This window comes from Ruegeria sp. YKSE079, assembly GCF_059612845.1.
On sequence record NZ_JBXWRJ010000013.1, the window covers coordinates 67,859 to 89,747 of the forward strand.

The following is a 21,889-nucleotide window of genomic DNA, read 5'->3' on the forward strand; positions in this document are numbered from 1 at the left end:
GTCCGGTCATTCGAAAAAAGGGGAGAGTTTTCATGGGACAACCGATGTTTCGCACCTTTGCCTCGGCGCTGGCGCTGGGGGCCGGCCTGTTTGCGACACAGGGCTGGGCACAATCCGATATCACCATCGCGACACAGCTTGAGCCACCGCATCTGGACCCGACGAGTGCAGCAGCCCAGGCCATCGATACCGTGGTTTATACGAACGTGTTCGAAGGGCTGACCCGTTTCATGGGCGATGGATCGATTGTACCGGGGCTGGCAGAAGGCTGGGAGATTTCCGAGGACGGCACCGTCTATACCTTCAAGCTGCATGATGGCGTGACCTTCCATGATGGCAGCGCGATGGATGCCGAGGACGTCAAGTTCAGCCTCGACCGCGCCCGGGCCGAGGACAGCGCCAATGCGCAAAAGGCGCTGTTTGCCGGAATCACCGAGGTCGAGGTCGTCGACCCCCTGACCGTGAAGGTGACGCTTGATGGCCCGAACGGCAATTTCCTGTTCAACATGGCCTGGGGGGACGCGGTGATCGTTGCGCCCGAAAGCATCGAGAACATCAAGACCAATCCGGTAGGCACCGGCGCTTACAAGTTTGGTGAATGGGTGCAGGGCGACCGGATCACTCTGGAACGCAACCCGGACTATTGGGGCGCGCAACCGGCGCTGGAAAGAGCGACGTTCAAATTCATCTCGGACCCGACCGCCGCCTTTGCGGCAATGATGGCCGAAGATGTGGACGTGTTCGAAAACTTTCCGGCGCCTGAGAATCTGCCGCAATTCGAGGCAGACCCACGGTTTCAGGTCCTGATCGGGTCCACCGAAGGTGAAACGATCCTGTCCACCAACAACAAGAAACCGCCCTTTGACGATATCCGCGTTCGTCAGGCGATTGCACACGCTATTGACCGGCAGGCCATTATTGACGGGGCGATGTTCGGCTATGGCACGCCCATCGGCACGCACTTTGCGCCCCACAATCCGGCCTATGTCGATCTGACCGGAATTTCCGGCTATGACCCCGAAAAGGCAAAAGCCCTGTTGGCCGAAGCCGGGCTAGCCGACGGGTTCGAAACCACGCTGCACCTGCCGCCGCCATCCTATGCCCGTCGCGGGGGCGAGATTGTCGCCGCACAGTTGGCCGAAATCGGCATCAAGGCCGAGATCATCAATGTGGAATGGGCCCAGTGGCTGGAAAGCGTGTTCAAGGGCAAGGAATTCGGCCTGACGATCGTCAGCCATACTGAACCAATGGACATCGGCATTTATGCCCGTCCGGAGTACTATTTCCAGTACGACAACCCCGAGTTTCAGGCGCTGATGGAAACTCTGAACAAGACGACCGATCCGGATGAGCGCACGAAACTGCTGGGCGACGCGCAGCGGATGATCGCAGAAGATTACGTGAACGGTTATCTGTTCCAGTTTGCCAAAACAGGCGTAGCTAAGGCAGGTGTTCAAGGATTGTGGGTCAATTCGCCAACGGCCGCAGTTGATCTGACCGGAATATCCTGGGCCGAGTGATAACACAGATGCGTAGCCTCCGTCTTGCGGGGCTTCGCTTGTTCTACCCCGTGAACTGGTAACAAGAGCATGATGATATCGGGTGTCCTTCGGCCTTTTGTCCACGTGATGGTCTTGACCGCGCTCAGTTTGGTCAACCTCGCCCTTCCCGCCAACGCACAGGAGGAGCTGTCCGGGAATCTGGAGGTCATCACCACAACACCCGCTGCCCCCCTTGATGTCGGGGTCGGCATCAGGATCGATCAGATTGTCAACGTTGATCAGAAAGCGGAAAACTATGGTGCTGTCGCTGTCATAAGGGCTGAGTGGACAGATCCCGCACTCGCATTCGATCCAAACGAGATCGGGCGCGAAGTTCGGATATTAAAACCCAAGGCCCTAGCAGACTATGCATCGACCGTTGGCGCGATCATCCCGGTATTTGTAATCGAGAACCAGCAATCCAACCGCTGGATTCACCAATCCGCCGCGGCCATTCGTCCGGATGGAAGTGTGATCTATGTCGAGAAATCGTCACTAACGCTGCAGGCTCCGTACTTCGATTTCACCAAATACCCTTTCGACACGCAGCGTTTTCAGTTCGAGGTCAGTTCGGTTCTGCCCGCAAATTTCGTGACTTACCACCCCCTGAACGAATACTCCGGCCTCGGTGACCTGCTGGGTGAAGAAGAGTGGATTCTTGGAAACGCGCGCCTGACCAAAACCAATGTGCCGGGGATTTCAGGGAACGACAGCGATCAGATCACGCTGGTCTTCGAAGGAAGCAGGCACATTACCTATTACATCATACGGGTCTTCCTTCCGATGCTGGTGCTGATCACGGTCAGTTGGTCGGTCTTTTTCCTCGACGAATATCGCAAGCGGATCGAGATTTCTGGGGCAAACCTGCTGGTCTTTGTTGCATTCAACTGGGCCATATCGGCGGACCTGCCAAAGCTGGGCTATTTGACCTTTCTCGATTTCATCCTGCAGTGGATGTTCCTTGCCACGGGTGCGATCATCGTTTTCAACGTGGTCCTGAGTAAACTTAAACTGTCCGGGCGCGAGGACGCGGCCCGGAAGCTTGATAATTACGCCGTGAAATGGATCTATCCCATTGGCTATGCCGCCATTGTCGCCTATGCCGTCCTCAAGTTTCTGGTCACGCCTTAGATGCTGGACCCGAATGTAATCCCCGCCTAACGTGGCGCTGATGCTGCGCTACGCCCTCAAACGCCTGACCTCGCTGATCCTGAGCCTGGTGGTTGCCTCTGTTGTCATCTTCGCCGTGATCGAGGTGGCACCGGGGGATCCCGCATCATTCATGCTGGGGGTCAATGCGCAGCCCGATACGCTGGCCGCGCTGCGCGCTGAACTGGGCCTGGATGTGCCCAAGACACAGCGCTATTTCAACTGGGTCGGCGGGATGCTGAGCGGAGATTTCGGCACATCCTATACCTATCGCACGCCGGTTTCAGGCATGATCGCGGACCGGTTATGGGTATCGCTGCCGCTGGCGCTTTATGCCCTGGCGCTGTCGACTGCCATCGCGTTTCCAGCCGGACTTTATGCCGCTTCCCGGCGTGGCAAGGCCGGAGATGCCGCCGTGATGGGCGCGACCCAACTTGGCATCGCGGTCCCGAATTTCTGGTTCGCGATGATGCTGGTCCTGGTCTTTGCCATCAACTTGCGCTGGTTCAACGCGGGCGGGTTTGCCGGGTGGGAAAACGGTTTCTGGGGCGGGATGCACTCGCTGACGCTCCCCGCAGTTGCGCTGGCGCTGCCGCAGGCCGCTATTCTGGCGCGGGTGATGCGATCGGCGCTGCTGGACATTCTGGGCGAGGATTTCATGCGCACGGCCCGCGCCAAGGGGTTGAGCCGCCGTCAGGCGCTGTGGCGGCATGGGGTACGCAATGCGCTGATCCCGGTGCTGACCATCATAGGGCTGCAGTTTTCCTTCCTGTTGGCAGGGTCGATCATCATTGAACAGGTGTTCTATCTGCCGGGGCTTGGAAGGCTGGTATTTCAGGCGATTTCTTCCCGTGATCTGATCGTGGTGGAATCGGTGGTCATGCTGCTGGTCTTTGCGGTGATCACCGTGAATTTCTTGGTCGATCTGGCCTATGCCGCCGTCGACCCGCGTCTGAGGAGCCGCACATGAGCCGTAACCTGACCCTGGGCGCGGGCCTGTCGTCATTGGTGGTGCTGGCGGCGCTCATCTCGTTTGTCTGGACGCCCTATGACCACGCGACGCTGGATATCCCCAACAAGCTGCAAACCCCCACTGCGCAACACTGGTTCGGAACCGACCATTTCGGACGGGACATGTTCTCGATGATCATGGTGGGTGCCCGTACGTCGATTGCGGTCGCGCTGGTTGCGGTGGGCATCGGCATGGGTTTTGGCGTGCCGCTGGGCCTGACGGCGGCGGCACGCAAGGGATCATGGCTGGACGAGCTGATCATGCGCGGCAACGATCTGGTCTTTGCCTTTCCGTCTCTGGTCATCGCCATCCTGATCACTGCCGTCTTTGGCGCAGGTGCGGTCAACGCGATCATTGCCATCGGTATATTCAACATTCCGGTCTTTGCCCGCATCACTCGCGGTGCCGCGCTATCCTTGTGGGAGCGCGAGTTCATCATGGCCGCCCGTGTTGCCGGCAAGGGCGCGGCGCGGATTTCGGCAGAGCATATCCTGCCGAACATCGCCAACCTGCTGATCGTGCAGGGCACCATCCAGTTCAGTTTGGGCATTCTGGCCGAGGCCGGGCTCAGCTATGTCGGGTTGGGTGCACAGCCACCAACGCCCAGTTGGGGTCGGATGCTGGCGGATGCGCAGACCATGGTCAGCTTTGCGCCGCACCTGGCGCTGATCCCGGGTCTGGCGATTGTTCTTACGGTGCTGGGGCTGAACCTGATGGGGGACGGGTTGCGCGACTGGCTGGACCCGCGCATTCGGGTGGCGCGCGCATGAGCCTTTTGCAGATCGACACCCTGTCGCTGTCCATCCAGGGGACGAACATCCTGAATGGCGTCAGCCTTGCGGTCGAACCGGGCGAGGTGGTGGCAGTTACCGGTGAAAGCGGGTCGGGCAAATCGATGACCGCGCTATCGATAATGCAGCTGCTGCCAAACGGCGCCAGTACAAGCGGATCGATCCTGCTGGACGGGCAGGAATTGCTTGACCGACCCGAAGCCCAGATGTGTACCCTGCGTGGCGCCGGGATCGGCATGGTGTTTCAGGAGCCCATGACCGCGCTCAACCCGGTCATGACCATCGGGGATCAGGTGATTGAAACGATTCTGATCCACAAGGCGATGACCCCTGCAAAAGCTCGGGATCGCGCGCGCGAGGTGTTGACGCGCGTAGGCCTGCCGCCCGAAAGCTACCCGCTTGGTCGCTATCCCCACGAACTGTCGGGCGGACAGCGTCAAAGAGTGGTGATCGCGATGGCCATTGCCTTGCGGCCAAGGCTGCTGATCGCAGACGAGCCAACCACGGCTCTTGATGTGACCACTCAGGCGCAAATCCTCGATCTGCTGAAAGGGTTGGTATCCGAGTTCGGCATGGGACTGCTGATGATCACCCATGACCTCGCCGTGGTGGCCGATATGGCCGACAGGATCGTGGTCATGCGAGACGGCGAAGTGGTGGAAGCCGACACCACCCGCCGGTTGCTGACCGGGATGCAGCATCCCTATACCCGCATGCTGTTCGAGGCCTCGGGTCATCAGGTCATCCTTCCCACGGGCCGCGACTCCGCGCCTTTGCTGTCGGTGGCAGCCGTCGTGCGGGACTATCGCCTGCCGCGAAAACGCCTGTTCGGCAAACCGGAGCACCATCGCGCCGTCGATCATGTGAGTTTTACCTTGCATCGGGGTGAACGTCTGGGACTGGTGGGTGAATCCGGTTGCGGAAAATCGACCCTAACGCGAGCCATTCTGGGTCTTGAAGACGTCCAGCAGGGGCATATCCTGTTGGACGGTCAACCGGTTTTCAGCGGCAAAAATCCCAACCTGGAAGTGCGGCGCAAGATGCAGGTCGTGTTTCAGGACCCGTTCGGCAGCTTCAACCCCCGCCACAAGGTCGCGCGCCTGATCACCGAACCCTTTCACCTGCTCGACAGGTCCCCGACCGGATCAGAACGCACTGACCGGATTGCCGAGGTGCTAACCGCCGTGGGTCTGTCGCCGGACGACGCAGGAAAATATATTCACGAGTTTTCCGGCGGCCAGCGCCAGCGTATTGCCATTGCACGTGCGCTGATCATCCGCCCCGAACTGATCCTGTTCGACGAGGCGGTATCGGCCCTTGACGTGTCCGTTCGCGCCCGCATCCTCGATCTGCTGGCAGAGCTGTGCGATGCCTATGACCTGAGTTACCTGTTCATCAGCCACGACCTGAGCGTGGTGCGCACGATTACCGATCGGGTGCTGGTCATGAAAGCCGGCCGCATTGTCGAGGAGGGTGAAACCGAGCAGGTGTTCACCGACCCTCAGCACCCCTATACCGAAGCCCTGATCGCCGCAGCGCCGCGTCTGCCGGACATACGATGGGGCGCAGCGTGATACAGGTACAGGAAGCAGCCTACGCGAGCGACCCTACGGGGACCTCTTGCCATGAACAGGAAAGGATCCGCACGATGAATGACGCTATCTGGTTTGACCCCGGCCTCTGCCTGATCGGCGGTCAATGGCAATCCTCGTCCTCCGGCCAGACCCTGCCGCTGATCAACCCGTCTGACGGCCTGGAGATCTGCCGGATTGCCCGCGGAAATGGCGCGGATATCGACACTGCGGTCGGCGCAGCGCAAGGCGCTTTGGATGGCGCATGGGGACGCATGACTGCGCTGGAACGGGGTCGCACCCTGACGCGGATAGGGCAGCTGGTGCTGGAGCGGGTAGACGAACTGGCTGCGCTTGAAGCGATGGATGTGGGCAAGCCGCTGACGCAAGCACGGGCCGATGCGGTAGCGCTGGCGCGTTATTGCGAATTCTACGGCGGTGCGGCGGATAAGGTGATGGGGGAAACCATTCCTTATCTCGATGGCTACACCGTCTATACTCTGCGCGAACCGCATGGGGTGACGGGGCATATCGTGCCGTGGAACTATCCGATGCAGATAATCGGGCGTTCGGTCGGAGCGGCGCTGGCGATGGGCAATGCCTGTGTGTTGAAACCGGCCGAAGAGGCATGCCTTACGGCGCTGGCCTTTGCTCACCTGGCGGTCGAGGCCGGGTTGCCCGCTGGTGCACTGAACGTGGTGCCCGGACTTGGGGCCGAGGCGGGGGCGGCGCTGTCGGGACATCCGGGCGTGCATCATGTTTCATTCACCGGATCGGTTGCCACCGGAGCGCTGGTGCAGCAGGCGGCCGGGCGCAACGTGGTGCCGGTGACACTGGAACTGGGCGGCAAATCCCCCCAGCTTGTGTTCGACGATGCCGATCTTGGGGCTGCCTTGCCGTTTCTGGTCAATGCAGGGATCCAGAATGCGGGCCAGACCTGTTCCGCGTCATCCCGCATCCTCGCCCAGCGCGGCATTTATGATCAGGTCCGGGCGTGCATGGCCGAGGCCTATGAGCAGCTAACCGTCGGACCAGCCGCCGAGGATCTGCGGGTGGGGCCACTGATCTCGACCCGGCAAAAGGAGATTGTCGAGAGTTTTCTGGCTCGTGGAGCTGACCTGACCATTGCGGCGCAGGGGCAGATTGTTGCCCACGCGCCTGAAACCGGCGCTTATGTGCGGCCAACGCTTTTTGCTGAAGTCCCTTCAGATCATGAACTGGCCCGGAACGAAATATTTGGCCCGGTTCAGGTGCTGATCCCTTTCGACACCGAGGAAGAAGCGGTGGAGATCGCCAACGGCACCGATTACGGGTTGGTTGCCAGCATCTGGACGCGTGATGGCGCGCGGCAGATGCGGCTGGCCAAGCGGCTGCGATCGGGTCAGGTTTTTGTCAACAATTATGGCGCGGGTGGCGGTGTGGAACTGCCTTTTGGTGGCGTCGGCAAATCCGGTCATGGGCGTGAAAAAGGGTTCGAGGCGTTGTATGGCTTTTCGCGACTGAAAACGGTTGCGGCCTACCATGGCTAGGATCGGAGTTTTCCTGGCGCTGATCGCCGTTGCCATCGTTGCCGCAGGGATATTTGGCGCGCTGCACAATCAGGTCACCTATTCGGTCGGGCCGGATTATTTCCATCAGTTCAAGTTCCTTCAGTTTGGCATCCCACCCGAAACACCGCCACGCGTCGGCGCTGCGATTGTCGGTTGGCGGGCAAGCTGGTGGATGGGCGTTCTGGTCGGCTCGCCGCCTTTTTTGCTGGGCCTGTTGCTGTTGTCTTCGGCCAGAATGTTCTGGTCGGCGGGGCTGCGTGCGATATTCGCGGTGCTGCTCATGGCTTCGCTTGCTGCCAGCATTGGTTGGGTTTTCGGGTTGATGGCGGTCGACGCCAAGACGGCGTCACAGATTCAGCTGCCCGCCACGATCACCGAGCCGGTGGGTTTCCTGCGCGCGGGCGTGATGCATGATGCAAGTTATGTCGGCGGCTTCGTCGGAATCTTTGCCGCTATCTGGATCATGTTCCGGGCGTCGAGGCACTCGCAGTGAACGACAACCGGGACAATGTGGCACTGGCCATCGCCCTGTCGCTGCTCGCCCTTGTCCTGTTCGATGTCATGGGATTGATCATCAAGTATCTGTCGCCCCGGTATACCGCTGCAGAACTTTCGGCCTATCGCAATTTCTTTGGTATTTTTCCCGCGTTGATTGCTCTGTGGTCATCCTCGGTCTGGCGACAAAGTGGGAGGCCCTGGAAAATCCGGCAGTGGAAACTGGGTCTGATGCGGGGGATTTACGTCACCTTTGCCCAGTTCCTGTTCTATTACTCGTTGGGCAAGCTGGCCTTTGCCACGGCATCCACCATCACCTATTCCAATGCAGTCTTCATGACTGCGCTTGCCGTACCGATGCTAGGCGAGCGTGTCGGGGCCGTGCGATGGATGGCCGTGCTGATCGGGTTTGCCGGCGTGATCCTGATCATGAGGCCCGGAAGCGACACGTTTTCGCTGGATGCGGTCGCACCATTGGGGGCGGCGTTTCTGTATGCGCTGACTGGGGTGTCGGCTCGATTGATGGACCGGGATGTGCCCAGCCCCTTGCTCAACCTGTATTCGGTGGTATCGGCCTTGTTGGGCGCGCTGATCCTTGCCACCATCGCCGGCGGGTTTTCCCCGATCAACCACCCTCAGGACGTCATCTGGATCGTCGCTATGGGGGCATTCGGCGGCACTGCCGTCTTGTGTCTTGTGGTCTCGTACCGGATGACAGAGCAAAGCAATCTGGCCCCGTTCAGCTATTTCGGCATCCCCTTTGCCTTTGTCGCGGGATGGCTGGTGTTTGATGAAACACCGTGGTCAGACCTGTTTCCCGGGGCGCTGTTCATTGTCGGCGGAGGTTTGATGGTGATCTGGCGCGAGCGACGCTTGCGCCGCAAACCCGTTAACCACTAGACCACGACCTTGATCGGTTCCTGCCGGCCCACGTCGAACACCCGCTTGTAGCGCTCGATCTCGGCCTTGGGACCCATCGCCTTTTCTGGATTGTCCGACAGTTTCACCGTCGGGTGGCCATTGGCCGAAACCGCCTTGCAAACCAGAGAGAACGGGGCAAGCCGGTCGCCGGAAACTAAACCGCGAAAATCGTTGGTCAGCAACGTCCCCCAACCGAACGAGACATTGGCCCGCCCGGTAAAACGGGCGTGCAATTCGATAATCTTGTCTACGTCCAGGCCATCCGAAAAAATGATCCGCTTTTTTGTCGGATCCTCGCCGCGTGATTTCCACCAATCGATGGCAATTTCCGCGCCCTTGGCCGGATCACCGCTGTCGATTCGGATACCGGTCCATCCCGCCAGCCAGTCGGGGGCGCGTTCCAGAAACCCCTTGGTGCCGTAAGTGTCCGGCAAGATGATCCGCAGATTACCCTCATGCTCGTCATGCCAGTCGCTTAGCACGTCATAAGGGGCCTGCGCCAAGGCCGCGTCATCTTGGGCCAAGGCGCAATACACCATCGGCAATTCGTGTGCGTTCGTGCCGATTGCCTCGACTTCGCGGCGCATCGCGATAAGACAGTTGGATGTGCCGGTAAAGGATTTACCCAAGCCTTCGATCATTGCCTGAACACACCAGTCCTGCCACAAAAAGGAATGGCGGCGGCGGGTGCCAAAATCGGCAATTCCAAGCCCTTTGATCTCTCTCAAACGCTCAATCTTTTCCCAGACGCGGGTCATGGCGCGGGCATAGAGCACCTGCAATTCGAAACGGCGCATATCGTTCAACACTGCCCGCGAGCGCAGTTCCATCAGGACAGCCAGCGCAGGGATTTCCCAAAGCATGACCTCGTGCCACTTGCCCTCAAAGGTCAGTTCGTACTGGTCGCCTTTGCGTTCAAGGTGATAGGGCGGCAAACGCAGGTTTTCGAACCATTCCATGAAATCCGGGCGGAACATCTGACGCTTGCCATAAAACGTATTGCCACGCAGCCAGGTGCTTTCGCCCCGGCTGAGACTGAGCGAGCGGATATGATCCAGTTGCTCGCGCAACTCGCCCTCGTCGATCAGATTGGCCAATGGAACGTGAGTCGACCGGTTGATCAGCGAAAACTCCACATTTGTTTGTGGCTTGTTTCGAAACACTGACTGACACATCAATAGTTTGTAGAAATCCGTGTCGATCAAAGACCGCACAATCGGATCAATTTTCCACTTGTGATTGTAGACGCGTGTCGCGATATCAATCATAGGGCGCTCCTATTCCGCAAATACTTAGAACAAGCGACAATGAGATTGGCAAGAGCGCCCTGATACATGACAATATCCCAGTTGTGTCATAGTCCGGGCGCAAATGGTTTTGATGATTTCCCGGTGTTGGGTAAAAGGTGAAAATTGAGTGTTGTGATGGCTCTCAGGTACGATTTCGACATATTTACGATTATGCCGGATGAGGTATTCGAGAACGAACAGTTCGTGGAATTGTTGAGTCAGACTGGCATCGACAAAAATTCGGCGCACAACAAGATCGCGCTGTTCCGCGATGTGAAAACCGCCGATGCATTGCGCGGTGCCTCGCCCAAAGTGCGGCAGTTGTTTCTGGATTCCGGATTCGGGCTGAATACGTATGACAGCGGCGTGCCCGACGGGTTCTATCCGGCGCGGGATCAATCTGCGCGCAATTACATCCTCAGAAGATTCGTCCGCAACGTCAAATCGACTTCGCTGAAGGGCGAGTATTGCGGCGATTTCGATTTTTCCGAATTCATGGACCACCTTTTGCTGGCGCGTCCCTTGCCGGGGGGGCCGGAAAGAAAACGAACGCCTGCTCGACTTGCCAGCAAGAACACGCCTCCGCAACGCCAGTCGCCGATTGCACGTATCGGATTCGCCATCGGGGTCGCGGTACTGGTTCTGGTGGTCGCCAAATTGCTGGGCGCGGTGATGCAGCGTTAAGGCCCCGTTGATCGCGACTTCTGGCGCGAACGCCGTGTCAACGGCCGCCAGCACCATTCCCCGCGAGACGTCCGAAAACCGATCCGTTGATCAACCCTGTTCCGCCCGGATAGTTGAAGAAAAACACGCCGCCGACCAGTTCACCCGCGGCGAAAAGTCCGGGAATCGGGGCAAGATCATTGTCCAGAACCTGGGCCGTTTCCGGGTCAATGCGCAGGCCGCCAAAGGTGAAGGTAATGCCACAACCGACCTGATACGCTTCGAACGGACCCTGATCGATTGTGTTAGCCCAATTCGATTTCGGCACAGCCAAACCCCTGGTTCCGCGTCCATCCTTTACGTTGGGATCGAATGGCGTGTCGGCATCGACCGAGGCGTTGTAGGTTTCCATCTCGTCAAGGAACGCCCGCGTGTCAACGCCCTCCATCTTTTGCGCCAAATCCTCCAGCGTCGGGGCCACCACCTTGGTTACCCGCTTTATGCGATACTCGTCGCGCAGCAGATGCGTGACCTTTGCGTCAAAAATCTGCCAGGCAAACTGATCGGGCTGTTCGAGGATCACCCGGCCGTATTTGGCGTAAGTATAGTTTCGAAAATCCGCGCCTTCGTCGACAAAGCGCCGACCCGTGGCATTGACCATGATCCCCCAGGGATAGGAATGTTTCTGGAACCCGTCGCCAACATCCAGATCCCCGAACTCCGGTGCGTTGTAGTCCCAGCCGACCGCATGGCACCCCGACCAGTTGCCATAGGTTGACGCACCGATTTCCATCGCCATCTTGATGCCTTCACCAGTGTTGAAGCGCGAACCGCGCACGCGGGCCATTTCCCAGCCCGGCCCAAGATAGCGTGTGCGCATTTCGGTGCTGGCCTGAAACCCACCCGAGGCCAATATGACCGAGCGGGCCTTCAATTCGAACACCTCTCCCCTGTGGCGTACCTTGACGCCGGTCACCGCATGCCCGTCGGTGACCAGCGACAGTGCTCGCGTTTCATAGCGGATTTCAACACCCGCAGCGCGTGCAATGGTCGCGTGCGCATCGACCAGCCCCGGACCGCCGCCCCAAGCCTCCAGCGTCAGCCCGCCCCAGAACTTGAAGCGTCCGTCCACCTTGAACGCCTGACGACCGTAAATGGGCATGAAGCGGATGCCCTTGTCTCGCATCCAGAACATGGTCTCGCGCGAGGTGGTGACCAGCCTTTCGCATAGTGCCGGATCAGTGCGAAAACGGGTGACCCTGAACATGTCGTCAAAGAACTGATCCGTCGTATAGGTTCCGAAATCGGTTATGGCGGTCTGATCTTCGGAAAGGTCCGGACATAGCGCGCGAATATCGTCCACCCCGTCATAGGCGAACCGGATGGCGCCAGCGGTGTAGCGTGAATTGCCGCCATTCTCGCCCTCGGGGGCGCATTCCAGCATGAGCACGCTCGCGCCTTTTTCGCGCGCCGCGTGCGCGGCACAAAAGGCTGCATTTCCAGCACCGACGATGATGGTGTCCCAGGTCGTCATGTTTTCAATCCTTTTTCGGTGCATTGAACAGGTCCTTGCGCAGCGTCATCAGTGCGCCGGGATCAATCTTGCCCTGGATAACCGTAGTCTCATTGCTGGCAATGGCCGTGGCCAGCGCGGGCCCCATCTCGCCCGGGCCGTTCACCCAGATCCCCTTGCCGCCGCAAAGTTCAGCAAATTTGTCAAAACGTGGCGACTGGATTTCAGCGCCAAGCAAGCGCCCGCCAAAAAATTCTTGCTGATAGGCTTTCTCGGCCCCCCATGCTTCGTTGTCGAGAACGACAATCACGATCGGCAATCCGTGAGAGACGGCCGTTTGGATTTCGATCAATGTATGACCGATGGCACCATCGCCCATGAGTGCCACGACCGGGCGATCCGGTGCGGCGGCCTTGGCCCCGATGGCAGCAGCCAAGCCGAAACCGACCAGCCCGAAGTCCAGCGGCGTGATCAGGGACATGGGTGCATAGTGTGCCAGGCGGTCGGCGGCCTGCAGGCAGGTGTTGCCCGTATCGAGCGTTACGATAGCGTTCTCAGGCAGCATGGCACGGATTTCCGCCAAAGCCCGACGAGGATGCATGGGCCGCGAGGCAATCTGCGCTTCGCTGGCCCGTTCCGCAACAAGGCTGGCCATGTCCGTCTTGAAGGCAGCGCGCCACTCATCAGCGTCGGGCTTTGATGCGGTCGCGGTCAAGGCTTCGGCGGTCAGGCGTGCATCCGCCTGCACTGCGACTTCCACCGGGAAGTACCTCCCCACTGCAGAACCTTCAATGTCAACATGCGCGATACGCGTGTCAGCCCCTATGTATTCGTTGCTATGGAACGTGGAGTTGAATCCCAGCCGAGCACCCAGCACGACCATCACATCGGCCTCTTTGGTCAGACGGCTGGCCACCCGGTTGCCACGCGGTCCGGCCTGACCGGCAAACCATGTATGGCCGTGGCGCATGACATCGGCGTGACCCGTCGAAGCAACAACCGGCACCTCCAGCTTTTCCACCAGCGCGGTCAGAACGTCGCGGCCCTTGCTCCACTTGAAACCACCACCTGCAAAGATAACAGGGCGTTTTGCCGACGAGAGCAGCCGGGCAATCGCATCCACATCCTCCGGAGCAGCAGGTCCCGGTCTGGCGATGTTGACTGGTTTCGGATCGAAGGCCGGCACTTCGTCCGCGAACAGATCGCGCGGAACATGCAATACAACCGGCCCGCGCCGCCCGGAATTGGCCAGCCGGATTGCATCCTCGAGCATCGGGACCAGCCGGGAAGCATCGGTCACCATGACAGATCGCTTGCAGATCGGTGCGAATAGGGCGACCTGATCGACCTCCTGAAACGTGTCCTTGGCCTGATCTGACCGCGTGATTGCCCCGGCGATAACAACCATCGGAGAATAGGCCAAATGCGCCTCGGCCACGGCGGTGACAAGGTTGACCACACCCGGCCCGGCCTGCGCGCCCAGCACCACGCCGGGTTTGCCGGTCATCCGCGCCCAGGCATCCGCCATGTGACCCGCTGCACGTTCATCCCGCGCACCCACATAGGCGATCTCGCCGCCTCGGAACATCGCGTCGTAGAGCTCCAGCATCGAACCACCCAAAAGCCCAAAGACGGTGTCGATACCGTTGGCTTTGAAAACGCGGTAGACGGCCTCGCCGCCATTGATCGTGGCCATGGCTTACTCCTCGGATCGGGGGCGCAGGTTTTGGGGGTCGAAGATTGCCTCGTGGTGAATGGTGACGGGAATGGACCGGTTCAGAATCTGCACCGATAGTCCTGACCGGGCTGTTCCCTTGCGGACGAAAAGCCAACCGAGTGATTTTTCGACGGAATATCCGTATCCGCCCGACGTTGTCAGGCCCACCGGCTTGCCGTCCAACAACACCGGCTCACCACCATGAATATCGATGTCCTCGGCGTGAAGCTCGGCGTACAGAAGTTCCCACCCCGGCTTGCGGGCCAAAAGAGCATCACGGCCAACGAAATCTCGCCCCTCGGCGCGCACGAAACGATCCAACCCTACATCGAACGGGCCGACATCGGTGGTGAGTTCACCGGAAGCCCGAAAGGCTTTCTCCATCCGCATACCATTGAAGGCATAAGAGCCCAGATCGGTCAGCCCATACTTTTCTCCGGCAGCAAACAGCTCATCGTACAGCTCGCCAATACGGTCCAAAGGCGTGTGAAGCTCCCATCCAAGCTCACCAACAAAGGACACCCGCAGCGCATAGCAGGGTATACCTGCAACAGAAATTTCCTGTCCCGACAGCCAGGGGAAGGCAGCGTTGGACAGGTCGACCTCGGTAAGGTCCGACAGAATACGCCGCGAGGCCGGACCGGAAAGCGCCAGCATGCCCCAATCGGCAGAGCGGTTGATCATGGTCACGTCTTCGCCGGGGTGAATATGCGACTTGATCCAGTCGAAGTCCGGCTTGGCGCGGGCGATGGGCGAGCCTGTAAAATAGCGATCTTTGGCAATGCGCCAGATTGTGATCTCGGTCTCGAACTGGCCCATGGGCGTGAGCAGGTGGTTCAAGCTGATCCGCCCGTCACGCGCCGGGATCGTGTTCGCGGATAACCGCTCCAGAAGCGCGCCCGCATCCCGGCCCGTGATCTCGAACTGGGCAAACGCGCAGAGGTCGATGACGCCGGCCGCCGCGCGGGTCGCCTTGGCCTCGGCCTTGGCATTTTGATGCCAAGGTTGATGGCCCCAGCCGATCTGTTCAACCTCTCCGCCATTTCCGAAATAGCGCGGCCGTTCCCATCCTGCGACTTCACCAAACACCGCACCCTTGGCGGCCAGCCGGTCATAGAGCGGATGACGCCGGACCGGGCGCATGCTTTGGAACTGTTTGCCCGGACATGGCGTATCGTGTCGGCGCATGAACTCGTCTTTGGTGCGCTCAATGATGAAGGTGTCGCTGGCAAATTCGCCATAGCGACGCGGGTCTATCGAGCGTGTGTTGATCTGGGCCGCGCCATGCACCATCCAGTCGGCAAGCACTTTACCCGCACCGCCGCCCCAGGCCAGCCCGATGGACGATCCGCAGGACAACCAGACATTCGGAGCACCGGACGGACCGACCAGCATGCCCCCATCGGGCGTGTGCGTGATCGCACCACGCACCACGCGCTTTATCCCGAGGTTGGCCAGTACCGGCATTTTGCCGAGGGCGATCATCAGGAAATCGCCAATCGAGTCGTAGTCCGCCTCGAACAATTCATTTTCGGCAGTCCACGGCGCACCCTGTGGCATTTCCCAGATCGTCGGGCACGTGTGACCCTCGTAGATGCCAATCAGCCCCGATCGCTGTTCTTGCCGAATATAGCCGCCAAATGCATTGTCGCGCATCACCGGCAGTTCCGGCCGCCCCTGAAACTCGGGCACAGTGTCGGTGACCAAGTAGTGATGCAAGCACGAGACCGAGGGGATTCTGAGCCCGAACCACTCGCCCACCTGATTGGCGTAGGACCCTGCGGCGATAACCACATGCTCGGCCAGAACATCACCATTTTCGGTCCTCAGCAGCCACATGCCCCCCTTGCGGCTGGCGCCGGTCACCCGGTTGTGGCGCTCTATCTTGGCTCCTCGTGCCCGCGTCGCGGCGGCCAGCGCCATCGTCACGCCTGAGGGGTCGATATGCCCATCCTCGAAGGTCTGGACCGCAGCCTTGACGTCATTGATCTTGTAAAAGGGATTGCCCCTGGCGACTTCTTCTGGTCCGACAAGTTCCATCGGCAGGTCCAACAACTTGCCGACCCCCATGATGGATTTCATCCAGTCCACCTCGTCGCCGGTAGTGGCGATCCGAAAGCCGCCGACCTCGTGCCAACCGATCGACTGGCCGGTTTCCGCTTCGGCACGTTTGTAGATTTCGATCGAGGTCTTGTTGATCCAGCCCATGATGCGGCTGCCAACTGCATGGGCGATCTGCCCCGCTGCATGCCAGGTCGAGCCGCTGGTCAGCTCCGCCTTTTCGAACAGAATCGTATCGGTCCAGCCATTTTCGGCCAACTGGAACTGGGCCGCGACACCCATGATGCCGCCGCCGATTATTGCCACCTGCGTGGTGCGAAGTGCATCGGTCATTGGAACGCCTCCTTGGCGGGCTTCAAGGAGGCCCGGGCCGCAAAACGCTGGCAGGCAATTTCGACCTCGAACCCATCAACGATGCCCTCGCATGCAAGCCGCTCCAGAGGTGCGGAAACCATGGCCAGCGCCACCGAACGCCCAAAACGGTAACTCCATGCTGTCGAGGTGATCTGACCAACAACCCGGCCCTCGAAGTAGATCGGTTCGTCGTGGAGCGGGATCGCAGCCGGATCATCAAACAAAACCGAAACGATCCGTCTGTTAGGGTCGTCGCGTGCCAGCGCATCCTCGCCAACAAATCCGGTACCGAATGCACAGAACGCCTCAAGCCCCGCTTCTTGCGACGTGGTGCCGGGGGTTAGCTCGTGCCCGAAGGCACGAAAGCCCGACTCGATTCGTAAACTGCCGATGGCGTAAAGCCCGGCATGGGTAGCACCGACCTTTGTCAGCGCCTCGTGCGCCGCCATTGCCATATCGGCGGGAATGTAGAGTTCGTAGCCGTCTTCGCCGGTATAGCTGAGCCGCCCTGCCCAGCAGCGTGCAAGACCGACTTCGACCGTTGCGAAATGAAAGCGTTTGATATCCGGTACCAGAGTGTTTGTGGTGGCCTGAAGCACCTCGCGCGCCCTTGCGCCCGCAAGTCCCAGGATCGCATAACCGCTTGTCACATCGGTGAATTCTACCCTGAACGCACCACGCAGCTCGCGCATCCGCTTCAGATCGCGCACCACTTCGCCCGCGCCGACGATCATCAGATAGGTCTCGGGCCCATGCCGCTGCACGGTCAGATCGCTTTCGATGCCGCCGCGCGCATTGAGGATCTGGGTATAGGCGAGGCGACCTTCCGCGATATCCATCTGCGCGGCACAGAGCCGGTTGAGAAACGTGCAGGCGTCCGGCCCCTGAACCATTATCTTGCCGAACGCGCTTTGATCCAGAACGGCGGCGCCATTTCGGCAGGCGTCAACCTCGCGACCCACCTGATCGCGCCATTTCGGCACGCCGAACGTCAATGGCAGATGCGCCGCCTCGCCGCCAAAATGAAGCGCTCGTTCCCAGCCGCCCCGTACCTCGAACCTGGCATCTGCGGCCGCCAGACCTGCATGGATGGGCGACCGCAGATGCCCACGCGCCGTTTTCATCGTGCGACCGGGATAGGGATTGTCGTAGTGGCGACCAAGAACTTCCGGTATCCGCGCCTCCAGCGCGCCCAGCACGTTCATTTCCGGGCTAAAACGGCGGATGTCGGCCTCGTTCAGCTCCATCGTCGGCTCGCCAGCAATAATCCATTCTGCCATCGCCTTGCCTGCACCGCCTGCCAATGCGATTCCTGTGGAGTTCATCCCGCCCATCAGGAACAGGCCGGGCACCTCGGGGCTTTCCCCAAGCATGAACTGACTGTCGAGCGTAAAGCTTTCGGGGCCGTTCAGGAGCATCCGCACCTCGGCCCGCTCTAGCGCCGGGATGCGGCGCAGGGCGTTTTCCATCATCGGCATGAAGTGATCCCAGTCTTCGTCCAAGAGATCAAAGCTGAAATCGGCGGGCAGGCGGTCAAGGGGCAGCCCTTTGGCATGAGGTTCAAACGAGCCTACCAGCAACCCCTCAACATCGTCGCGGGCATAAAGGTAAGCGTCCTGGTCATTCAGTGTCGGCAAATGCATGCCCTTGCCCAGCGCCTGAACCTCTGCCAGCGGCTTGGTCAGTATGTAGAAATGCTCGCAGGCATAGAGCGGCATGTGAGCGCCTGCCATGGCCGCCACCTCACGCGACCAGAGTCCGCAGGCGATGACCACCTCACCTGCTTCGATTGCATGATCACCGATCTCGACCCCGCTGATCCGCCCGGCTTTTTTTCGCAGCCCTGTCACACGGGAGTCCTCATGAATCCGGACACCGCGCGCGCGCGCCCCTTTCGACAGCGCCAGCGCCACGTCCGACGGGTTCACCCGGCCATCGGCGGGCGACCAGACGGCGCCGATTACATCATCCACCCGGATCAGAGGCCAAAGCTCCTTGGCGCGGGCGGCATCTACAAGTTCGGCATTCAGTCCGAATGCGCGGCCAAGCGACACCTGCCGTTTGATGTTGGTCAGACGGTCGGGATTGGTAGCAAGCGTCAACGACCCGGTCTGTGTCCAGCCGGTGGCCTGCCCGGTCTCGCGTTCCAACTCGCGATAGAGGTCGATCGAATAGTTGATCAGCCGCGTTAACGTCGCCGAAGGGCGCAGGCGGCGCACCAAACCCGCCGCGTGCCATGTCGTGCCTGAGGTCAGCTTGGAGCGTTCGAGCACCACGATATCCTTCCGCCCCTCGCGGGCCAGATGATAGGCGATGGAACAGCCGATGACGCCGCCACCGATAATGACCGTGCGGGCATGTGTGGGCAGGGGCATCAGATCACTCCATCCCGTGTCAACGCGGCGAAAACCACGTCAAATGCACCCAGTGCTTCGTCGATCAGGTCGGGCGTATGAGCGGCGGAGGTCACGCATGAAGTGTGGCTCATCAGATCGACGCCTTGCGCCAACAGGCCACCGCGCAGCCCGGCGACCAGCGCGGGCGGTACGCTGCGGATCTCCGCAGGCGTCAGGGTCAGCGGATCCGTCTGCCCGAACAGCATGTGGCAGGTCGAACTTTCGCCATAAGCCACACCGGTGATCCCCCGCTTTGCCATCAACCGGTTGATCCCGTCGCGCAGACGCGCTGCCATGTCATCGGCCTGACGCTGTGCCACGCCACTAGCCAGATGCGGCATCGCCGCAAGCGCCCCGGCGGCAATCAGCGGCGACGCGTTAAACGTTCCCTTGTGGCTGACCGGAGGCGACAGCCCGTCACGGGTCGCGGTATTGTTCATCATTTCCATGATCTCGGTGGTCCCACAGACCGCACCACCCGGCAGACCTCCGGTCACGATCTTGGCCAGCGTGGTCAGGTCGGGCACGATGTCGTCGCGCGCCTGCCGCCCGCCAGGAGACCAGCGGAACCCGGTTATGATCTCGTCAAAGATCAGAACGGCTCCGGCCTTGCGGGCGACGTCATGCATGGCTTTCAGGCGGTCCGTGGGCAGGGGAACCGAACCATAGTTCGCACCTGATGCCTCGATGATGACTGTACCGATCCGGTCGTCCTGCAACGCGCGTTCCATCTCGTACGGATCGGCGACACAGACTTCGATCAAATCGCCGAGCGCGCCGGGAACGCCAAGTGACGTTGCGCGCTGATTACCCGGTTTCGAGCCTTTCAGCGCATGATCATGCCAACCATGATAATGTCCGTCGATCCTGAGAATACGATCCTTGCCTGACCATGCCCGCCCCAGCCGCAGGGCCAGCATGGTCGCTTCGGACCCCGAAGCGGTGAACCGTGTGCGTTCGGCGCTCGGGAACAGGCGATTTATCCAATCCGCCCACTCAACTTCGCCCTCATGGCAATCGGCGCTGAAAATCGCCTGTGCCGCCTGCATTTGCAGCGCAGCCACGACATCGGGGTGACCATGGCCCAGCAATTGGCTGGCCGATCCCATCTTGAAGTCGATGTAACGCCGCCCCTCGACATCCCATTTCTCGGCGCCTTTTGCCCTGTTAATATAGATGGGATGAGGATCGCGAAAGCGCAGTTCGTGGCTGACCCCGCCGGGAAGCGCCGCGCGGGCGCGGGTGTTGAGTGACCTGTTGCTCATCCGGTACGTCCCATCTGTGCACGTGTCAGGCGAATGTCGAATTCTTGGTGAAGGCACCGGTCCAAGGCGTCGGGGATATGAACCGGGAAATGACTGTGCAATATCTCGCGAGCTCTTTGCCGGGCCGCGTCGCCCACGCGTTTGCCGCCGTCCTTTTCCCATTCGGTGGGGGAGCGACGGTCACCGACAGCCGGATAGAAGTAATCGGATTTCATCCGGCTATACGTATGCTGTTGGCCAAGATAGTGTCCTTCGCCGCGGCACACTCCGGCAATCACATCGGCGGCAATGTTTTCAGGGTTCGCCTCGATCCCGCGAATGGTGCGCAGGATATTTCCCAAAAGGTCGTTGTCGCTGACATAGGCCGCATGGCTGACGCCCAGAAGGCTCGACATCATGCCCGCTGCCTGGGTAACGATATTCGCCCCGGCATGTGCCGCCAGGGTCACCGCCAGAGACTTTTCCGCGCCATATTGCGCGTCCAGACACTTGGAGTCGGTGATCCCCGCTATCGAACTGGTCGGCAGATCCCAGTACCGGCCCATCTGTGCCGCCCCGGCCATCAGGACGGCCTGTTCGCCGCCGCCGCCGCTCATCGAACCTGTGCGCAGGTCCGCGACCAGCGGTTTGGGGGCAAAGATGGCCTTGGCCTGCGGGTCAACCAGCCTTGCAAAAACCAGCCCGGCCAAGGTTTCTGCCAGCGCCTGCACCAGCGATCCGGCAATTGTCGCCGGGCTTGTCGCCCCCGCCTGTCCCGCGCTGATCAGTTGCACCGGGAACCCCGCCAATATTGCGGCCTCCAGCACCTCGCAAGCATCCTGAGCGAACCGCATTGGAGGCACGACATGACACACCATGACGGTCAGAAACGGACGTGCGCGAAACGCCGCCTCTTCACCCGCAACGCGATAGCACAAGCGGGCAATATCGGGAACGTTTTCGGCTTGCGAGATAGAGATGGACACGTGCTTGGACGTGCCGGCAAGACAGGCATAGGCCGTGTTCAGGTCCATCAGTGCGGGGTCTTCGATATCCCGCGCGACCACCGGTCGGCTGAAATGGTGGATGTTTTCCATCCGATCGACGATGCGGGCGGCATCATAGAGATCGCGCAGTGTCGAGGGACGGTATGCCTGCGTCTCAAGATCGAACACCCCCGGCGCCGCGCCCCCGGTCGACATATGCACGCGCGCGCCAGAGATTCGCAGGTCGTTTTCGGAACGTCGACCGCACAAGTCGAACTCCCGCTGCGCACCGTCGATGGCCCATTTCACCAGCGCGCGCGGGAACAAAAGCCTGCCGTCGCCAGCCAGGGCACCCCCGGCAGACCGCACTCTGTCGATCAATGACGGAGTGGCCTGGCTCAACCCCAGTGTTTCCAGCAGATTCAGCGCACTTTCCTCAACCAGTGTCGCTTCAACCGGCGACAATGGTTTGAATCTTCCGGCTTCAAGACCTGGCCAGACAGAAGGGTTGCCTTCAGGTGTTTCGACCTGCCCAAGGCGAGTCTTTCTGCCACGTCTGCGTAAATTTTCGACCATCTGGGTATAATTCCCAAGCAAGACTCAGGAATGATGATCACGCTGTCACGCTATTTACAA

16 protein-coding genes are annotated in these 21,889 nt (G+C 60.2%); 9 read left to right on the forward strand and 7 right to left on the reverse strand.

The window, feature by feature from the left end:
• Nucleotides 1-32: 32 nt before the first annotated feature.
• From AC2FMY_RS13490 to AC2FMY_RS13525, 8 genes are all read left to right on the forward strand, one after another.
• Complete coding sequence (locus AC2FMY_RS13490; protein WP_496746142.1) at nt 33-1,520, forward strand: ABC transporter substrate-binding protein; 1,488 nt, start codon at nt 33-35, stop codon at nt 1,518-1,520.
• A gap of 108 nt (nt 1,521-1,628) precedes the next feature.
• Nucleotides 1,629-2,672 carry a ligand-gated ion channel gene (locus AC2FMY_RS13495; protein ID WP_496746147.1) on the forward strand — a complete coding sequence of 348 codons (1,044 nt, stop codon included), beginning with the start codon at nt 1,629-1,631 and terminating at the stop codon, nt 2,670-2,672.
• A gap of 40 nt (nt 2,673-2,712) precedes the next feature.
• Nucleotides 2,713-3,660 (forward strand): ABC transporter permease, encoded by a 948-nt coding sequence (locus tag AC2FMY_RS13500; RefSeq protein ID WP_496807513.1) that lies wholly within the window; start codon nt 2,713-2,715, stop codon nt 3,658-3,660.
• Complete coding sequence (locus AC2FMY_RS13505) at nt 3,657-4,472, forward strand: ABC transporter permease (RefSeq protein ID WP_480748855.1); 816 nt, start codon at nt 3,657-3,659, stop codon at nt 4,470-4,472. Before AC2FMY_RS13500 ends, AC2FMY_RS13505 begins: the two co-directional genes overlap by 4 nt.
• Nucleotides 4,469-6,067: an ABC transporter ATP-binding protein gene (locus tag AC2FMY_RS13510; RefSeq protein WP_480748856.1), complete on the forward strand. Its 1,599-nt coding sequence runs from the start codon at nt 4,469-4,471 to the stop codon at nt 6,065-6,067. Before AC2FMY_RS13505 ends, AC2FMY_RS13510 begins: the two co-directional genes overlap by 4 nt.
• 74 nt (nt 6,068-6,141) lie before the next feature.
• Nucleotides 6,142-7,593: an aldehyde dehydrogenase family protein gene (locus AC2FMY_RS13515; protein WP_496807514.1), complete on the forward strand. Its 1,452-nt coding sequence runs from the start codon at nt 6,142-6,144 to the stop codon at nt 7,591-7,593.
• On the forward strand, nt 7,586-8,107 hold the full coding sequence (locus AC2FMY_RS13520) for a hypothetical protein (protein ID WP_496807515.1): 522 nt from the start codon (nt 7,586-7,588) through the stop codon (nt 8,105-8,107). Before AC2FMY_RS13515 ends, AC2FMY_RS13520 begins: the two co-directional genes overlap by 8 nt.
• Nucleotides 8,104-9,009, forward strand: a complete 906-nt coding sequence (locus tag AC2FMY_RS13525) for a DMT family transporter (RefSeq protein WP_480748859.1) — start codon at nt 8,104-8,106, stop codon at nt 9,007-9,009. Before AC2FMY_RS13520 ends, AC2FMY_RS13525 begins: the two co-directional genes overlap by 4 nt.
• On the opposite strand, the gene pncB is transcribed toward AC2FMY_RS13525, so the two are convergent.
• On the reverse strand, nt 9,006-10,298 hold the full coding sequence (gene pncB / locus AC2FMY_RS13530; RefSeq protein ID WP_480748860.1) for a nicotinate phosphoribosyltransferase: 1,293 nt from the start codon (nt 10,296-10,298) through the stop codon (nt 9,006-9,008). The two genes, AC2FMY_RS13525 and pncB, sit on opposite strands and share 4 nt — an antisense overlap.
• 156 nt (nt 10,299-10,454) lie before the next feature.
• Between pncB and AC2FMY_RS13535 the strand changes: the two genes are divergently transcribed.
• A complete protein-coding gene (locus tag AC2FMY_RS13535; RefSeq protein ID WP_480748861.1) occupies nt 10,455-11,003 on the forward strand; it encodes a hypothetical protein in 549 nt (182 codons plus the stop codon).
• A gap of 37 nt (nt 11,004-11,040) precedes the next feature.
• On the opposite strand, the gene tcuA is transcribed toward AC2FMY_RS13535, so the two are convergent.
• From tcuA to AC2FMY_RS13565, 6 genes are read right to left on the reverse strand one after another with little or no spacing between them, the layout of a single operon-like run.
• Nucleotides 11,041-12,516 (reverse strand): FAD-dependent tricarballylate dehydrogenase TcuA, encoded by a 1,476-nt coding sequence (gene tcuA / locus AC2FMY_RS13540; protein ID WP_496807516.1) that lies wholly within the window; start codon nt 12,514-12,516, stop codon nt 11,041-11,043.
• A 4-nt stretch (nt 12,517-12,520) separates the two neighbouring features.
• The gene (locus AC2FMY_RS13545; protein ID WP_496746610.1) at nt 12,521-14,191 is read right to left on the reverse strand and encodes a thiamine pyrophosphate-binding protein; all 1,671 of its coding nucleotides are present in this window, start codon (nt 14,189-14,191) and stop codon (nt 12,521-12,523) included.
• A 3-nt stretch (nt 14,192-14,194) separates the two neighbouring features.
• Nucleotides 14,195-16,606: an FAD-dependent oxidoreductase gene (locus AC2FMY_RS13550; RefSeq protein ID WP_496807517.1), complete on the reverse strand. Its 2,412-nt coding sequence runs from the start codon at nt 16,604-16,606 to the stop codon at nt 14,195-14,197.
• Nucleotides 16,603-19,002, reverse strand: coding sequence for a GcvT family protein (locus AC2FMY_RS13555; RefSeq protein WP_496807518.1), 2,400 nt, complete (start codon nt 19,000-19,002; stop codon nt 16,603-16,605). The genes AC2FMY_RS13550 and AC2FMY_RS13555 overlap by 4 nt, the downstream gene beginning before the upstream one ends.
• A complete protein-coding gene (locus AC2FMY_RS13560; RefSeq protein WP_496807519.1) occupies nt 19,002-20,288 on the reverse strand; it encodes an aspartate aminotransferase family protein in 1,287 nt (428 codons plus the stop codon). The genes AC2FMY_RS13555 and AC2FMY_RS13560 overlap by 1 nt, the downstream gene beginning before the upstream one ends.
• Nucleotides 20,285-21,829, reverse strand: a complete 1,545-nt coding sequence (locus tag AC2FMY_RS13565; RefSeq protein WP_496807520.1) for a trimethylamine methyltransferase family protein — start codon at nt 21,827-21,829, stop codon at nt 20,285-20,287. The genes AC2FMY_RS13560 and AC2FMY_RS13565 overlap by 4 nt, the downstream gene beginning before the upstream one ends.
• Between the last annotated feature and the right edge of the window lie 60 nt (nt 21,830-21,889).

Bases quoted from the DNA above. Each gene is read 5' to 3' on its own strand.
- AC2FMY_RS13490 (WP_496746142.1), top strand. From the start codon at position 33: ATGGGACAACCGATGTTTCGCACCTTTGCCTCGGCGCTGGCGCTGGGG.
- AC2FMY_RS13495 (WP_496746147.1), top strand. From the start codon at position 1,629: ATGGTCTTGACCGCGCTCAGTTTGGTCAACCTCGCCCTTCCCGCCAAC.
- AC2FMY_RS13500 (WP_496807513.1), top strand. From the start codon at position 2,713: ATGCTGCGCTACGCCCTCAAACGCCTGACCTCGCTGATCCTGAGCCTG.
- AC2FMY_RS13505 (WP_480748855.1), top strand. From the start codon at position 3,657: ATGAGCCGTAACCTGACCCTGGGCGCGGGCCTGTCGTCATTGGTGGTG.
- AC2FMY_RS13510 (WP_480748856.1), top strand. From the start codon at position 4,469: ATGAGCCTTTTGCAGATCGACACCCTGTCGCTGTCCATCCAGGGGACG.
- AC2FMY_RS13515 (WP_496807514.1), top strand. From the start codon at position 6,142: ATGAATGACGCTATCTGGTTTGACCCCGGCCTCTGCCTGATCGGCGGT.
- AC2FMY_RS13520 (WP_496807515.1), top strand. From the start codon at position 7,586: ATGGCTAGGATCGGAGTTTTCCTGGCGCTGATCGCCGTTGCCATCGTT.
- pncB (WP_480748860.1), bottom strand. From the start codon at position 10,298: ATGATTGATATCGCGACACGCGTCTACAATCACAAGTGGAAAATTGAT.
- AC2FMY_RS13535 (WP_480748861.1), top strand. From the start codon at position 10,455: ATGGCTCTCAGGTACGATTTCGACATATTTACGATTATGCCGGATGAG.
- tcuA (WP_496807516.1), bottom strand. From the start codon at position 12,516: ATGACGACCTGGGACACCATCATCGTCGGTGCTGGAAATGCAGCCTTT.
- AC2FMY_RS13545 (WP_496746610.1), bottom strand. From the start codon at position 14,191: ATGGCCACGATCAATGGCGGCGAGGCCGTCTACCGCGTTTTCAAAGCC.
- AC2FMY_RS13550 (WP_496807517.1), bottom strand. From the start codon at position 16,606: ATGACCGATGCACTTCGCACCACGCAGGTGGCAATAATCGGCGGCGGC.
- AC2FMY_RS13555 (WP_496807518.1), bottom strand. From the start codon at position 19,002: ATGCCCCTGCCCACACATGCCCGCACGGTCATTATCGGTGGCGGCGTC.
- AC2FMY_RS13560 (WP_496807519.1), bottom strand. From the start codon at position 20,288: ATGAGCAACAGGTCACTCAACACCCGCGCCCGCGCGGCGCTTCCCGGC.
- AC2FMY_RS13565 (WP_496807520.1), bottom strand. From the start codon at position 21,829: ATGGTCGAAAATTTACGCAGACGTGGCAGAAAGACTCGCCTTGGGCAG.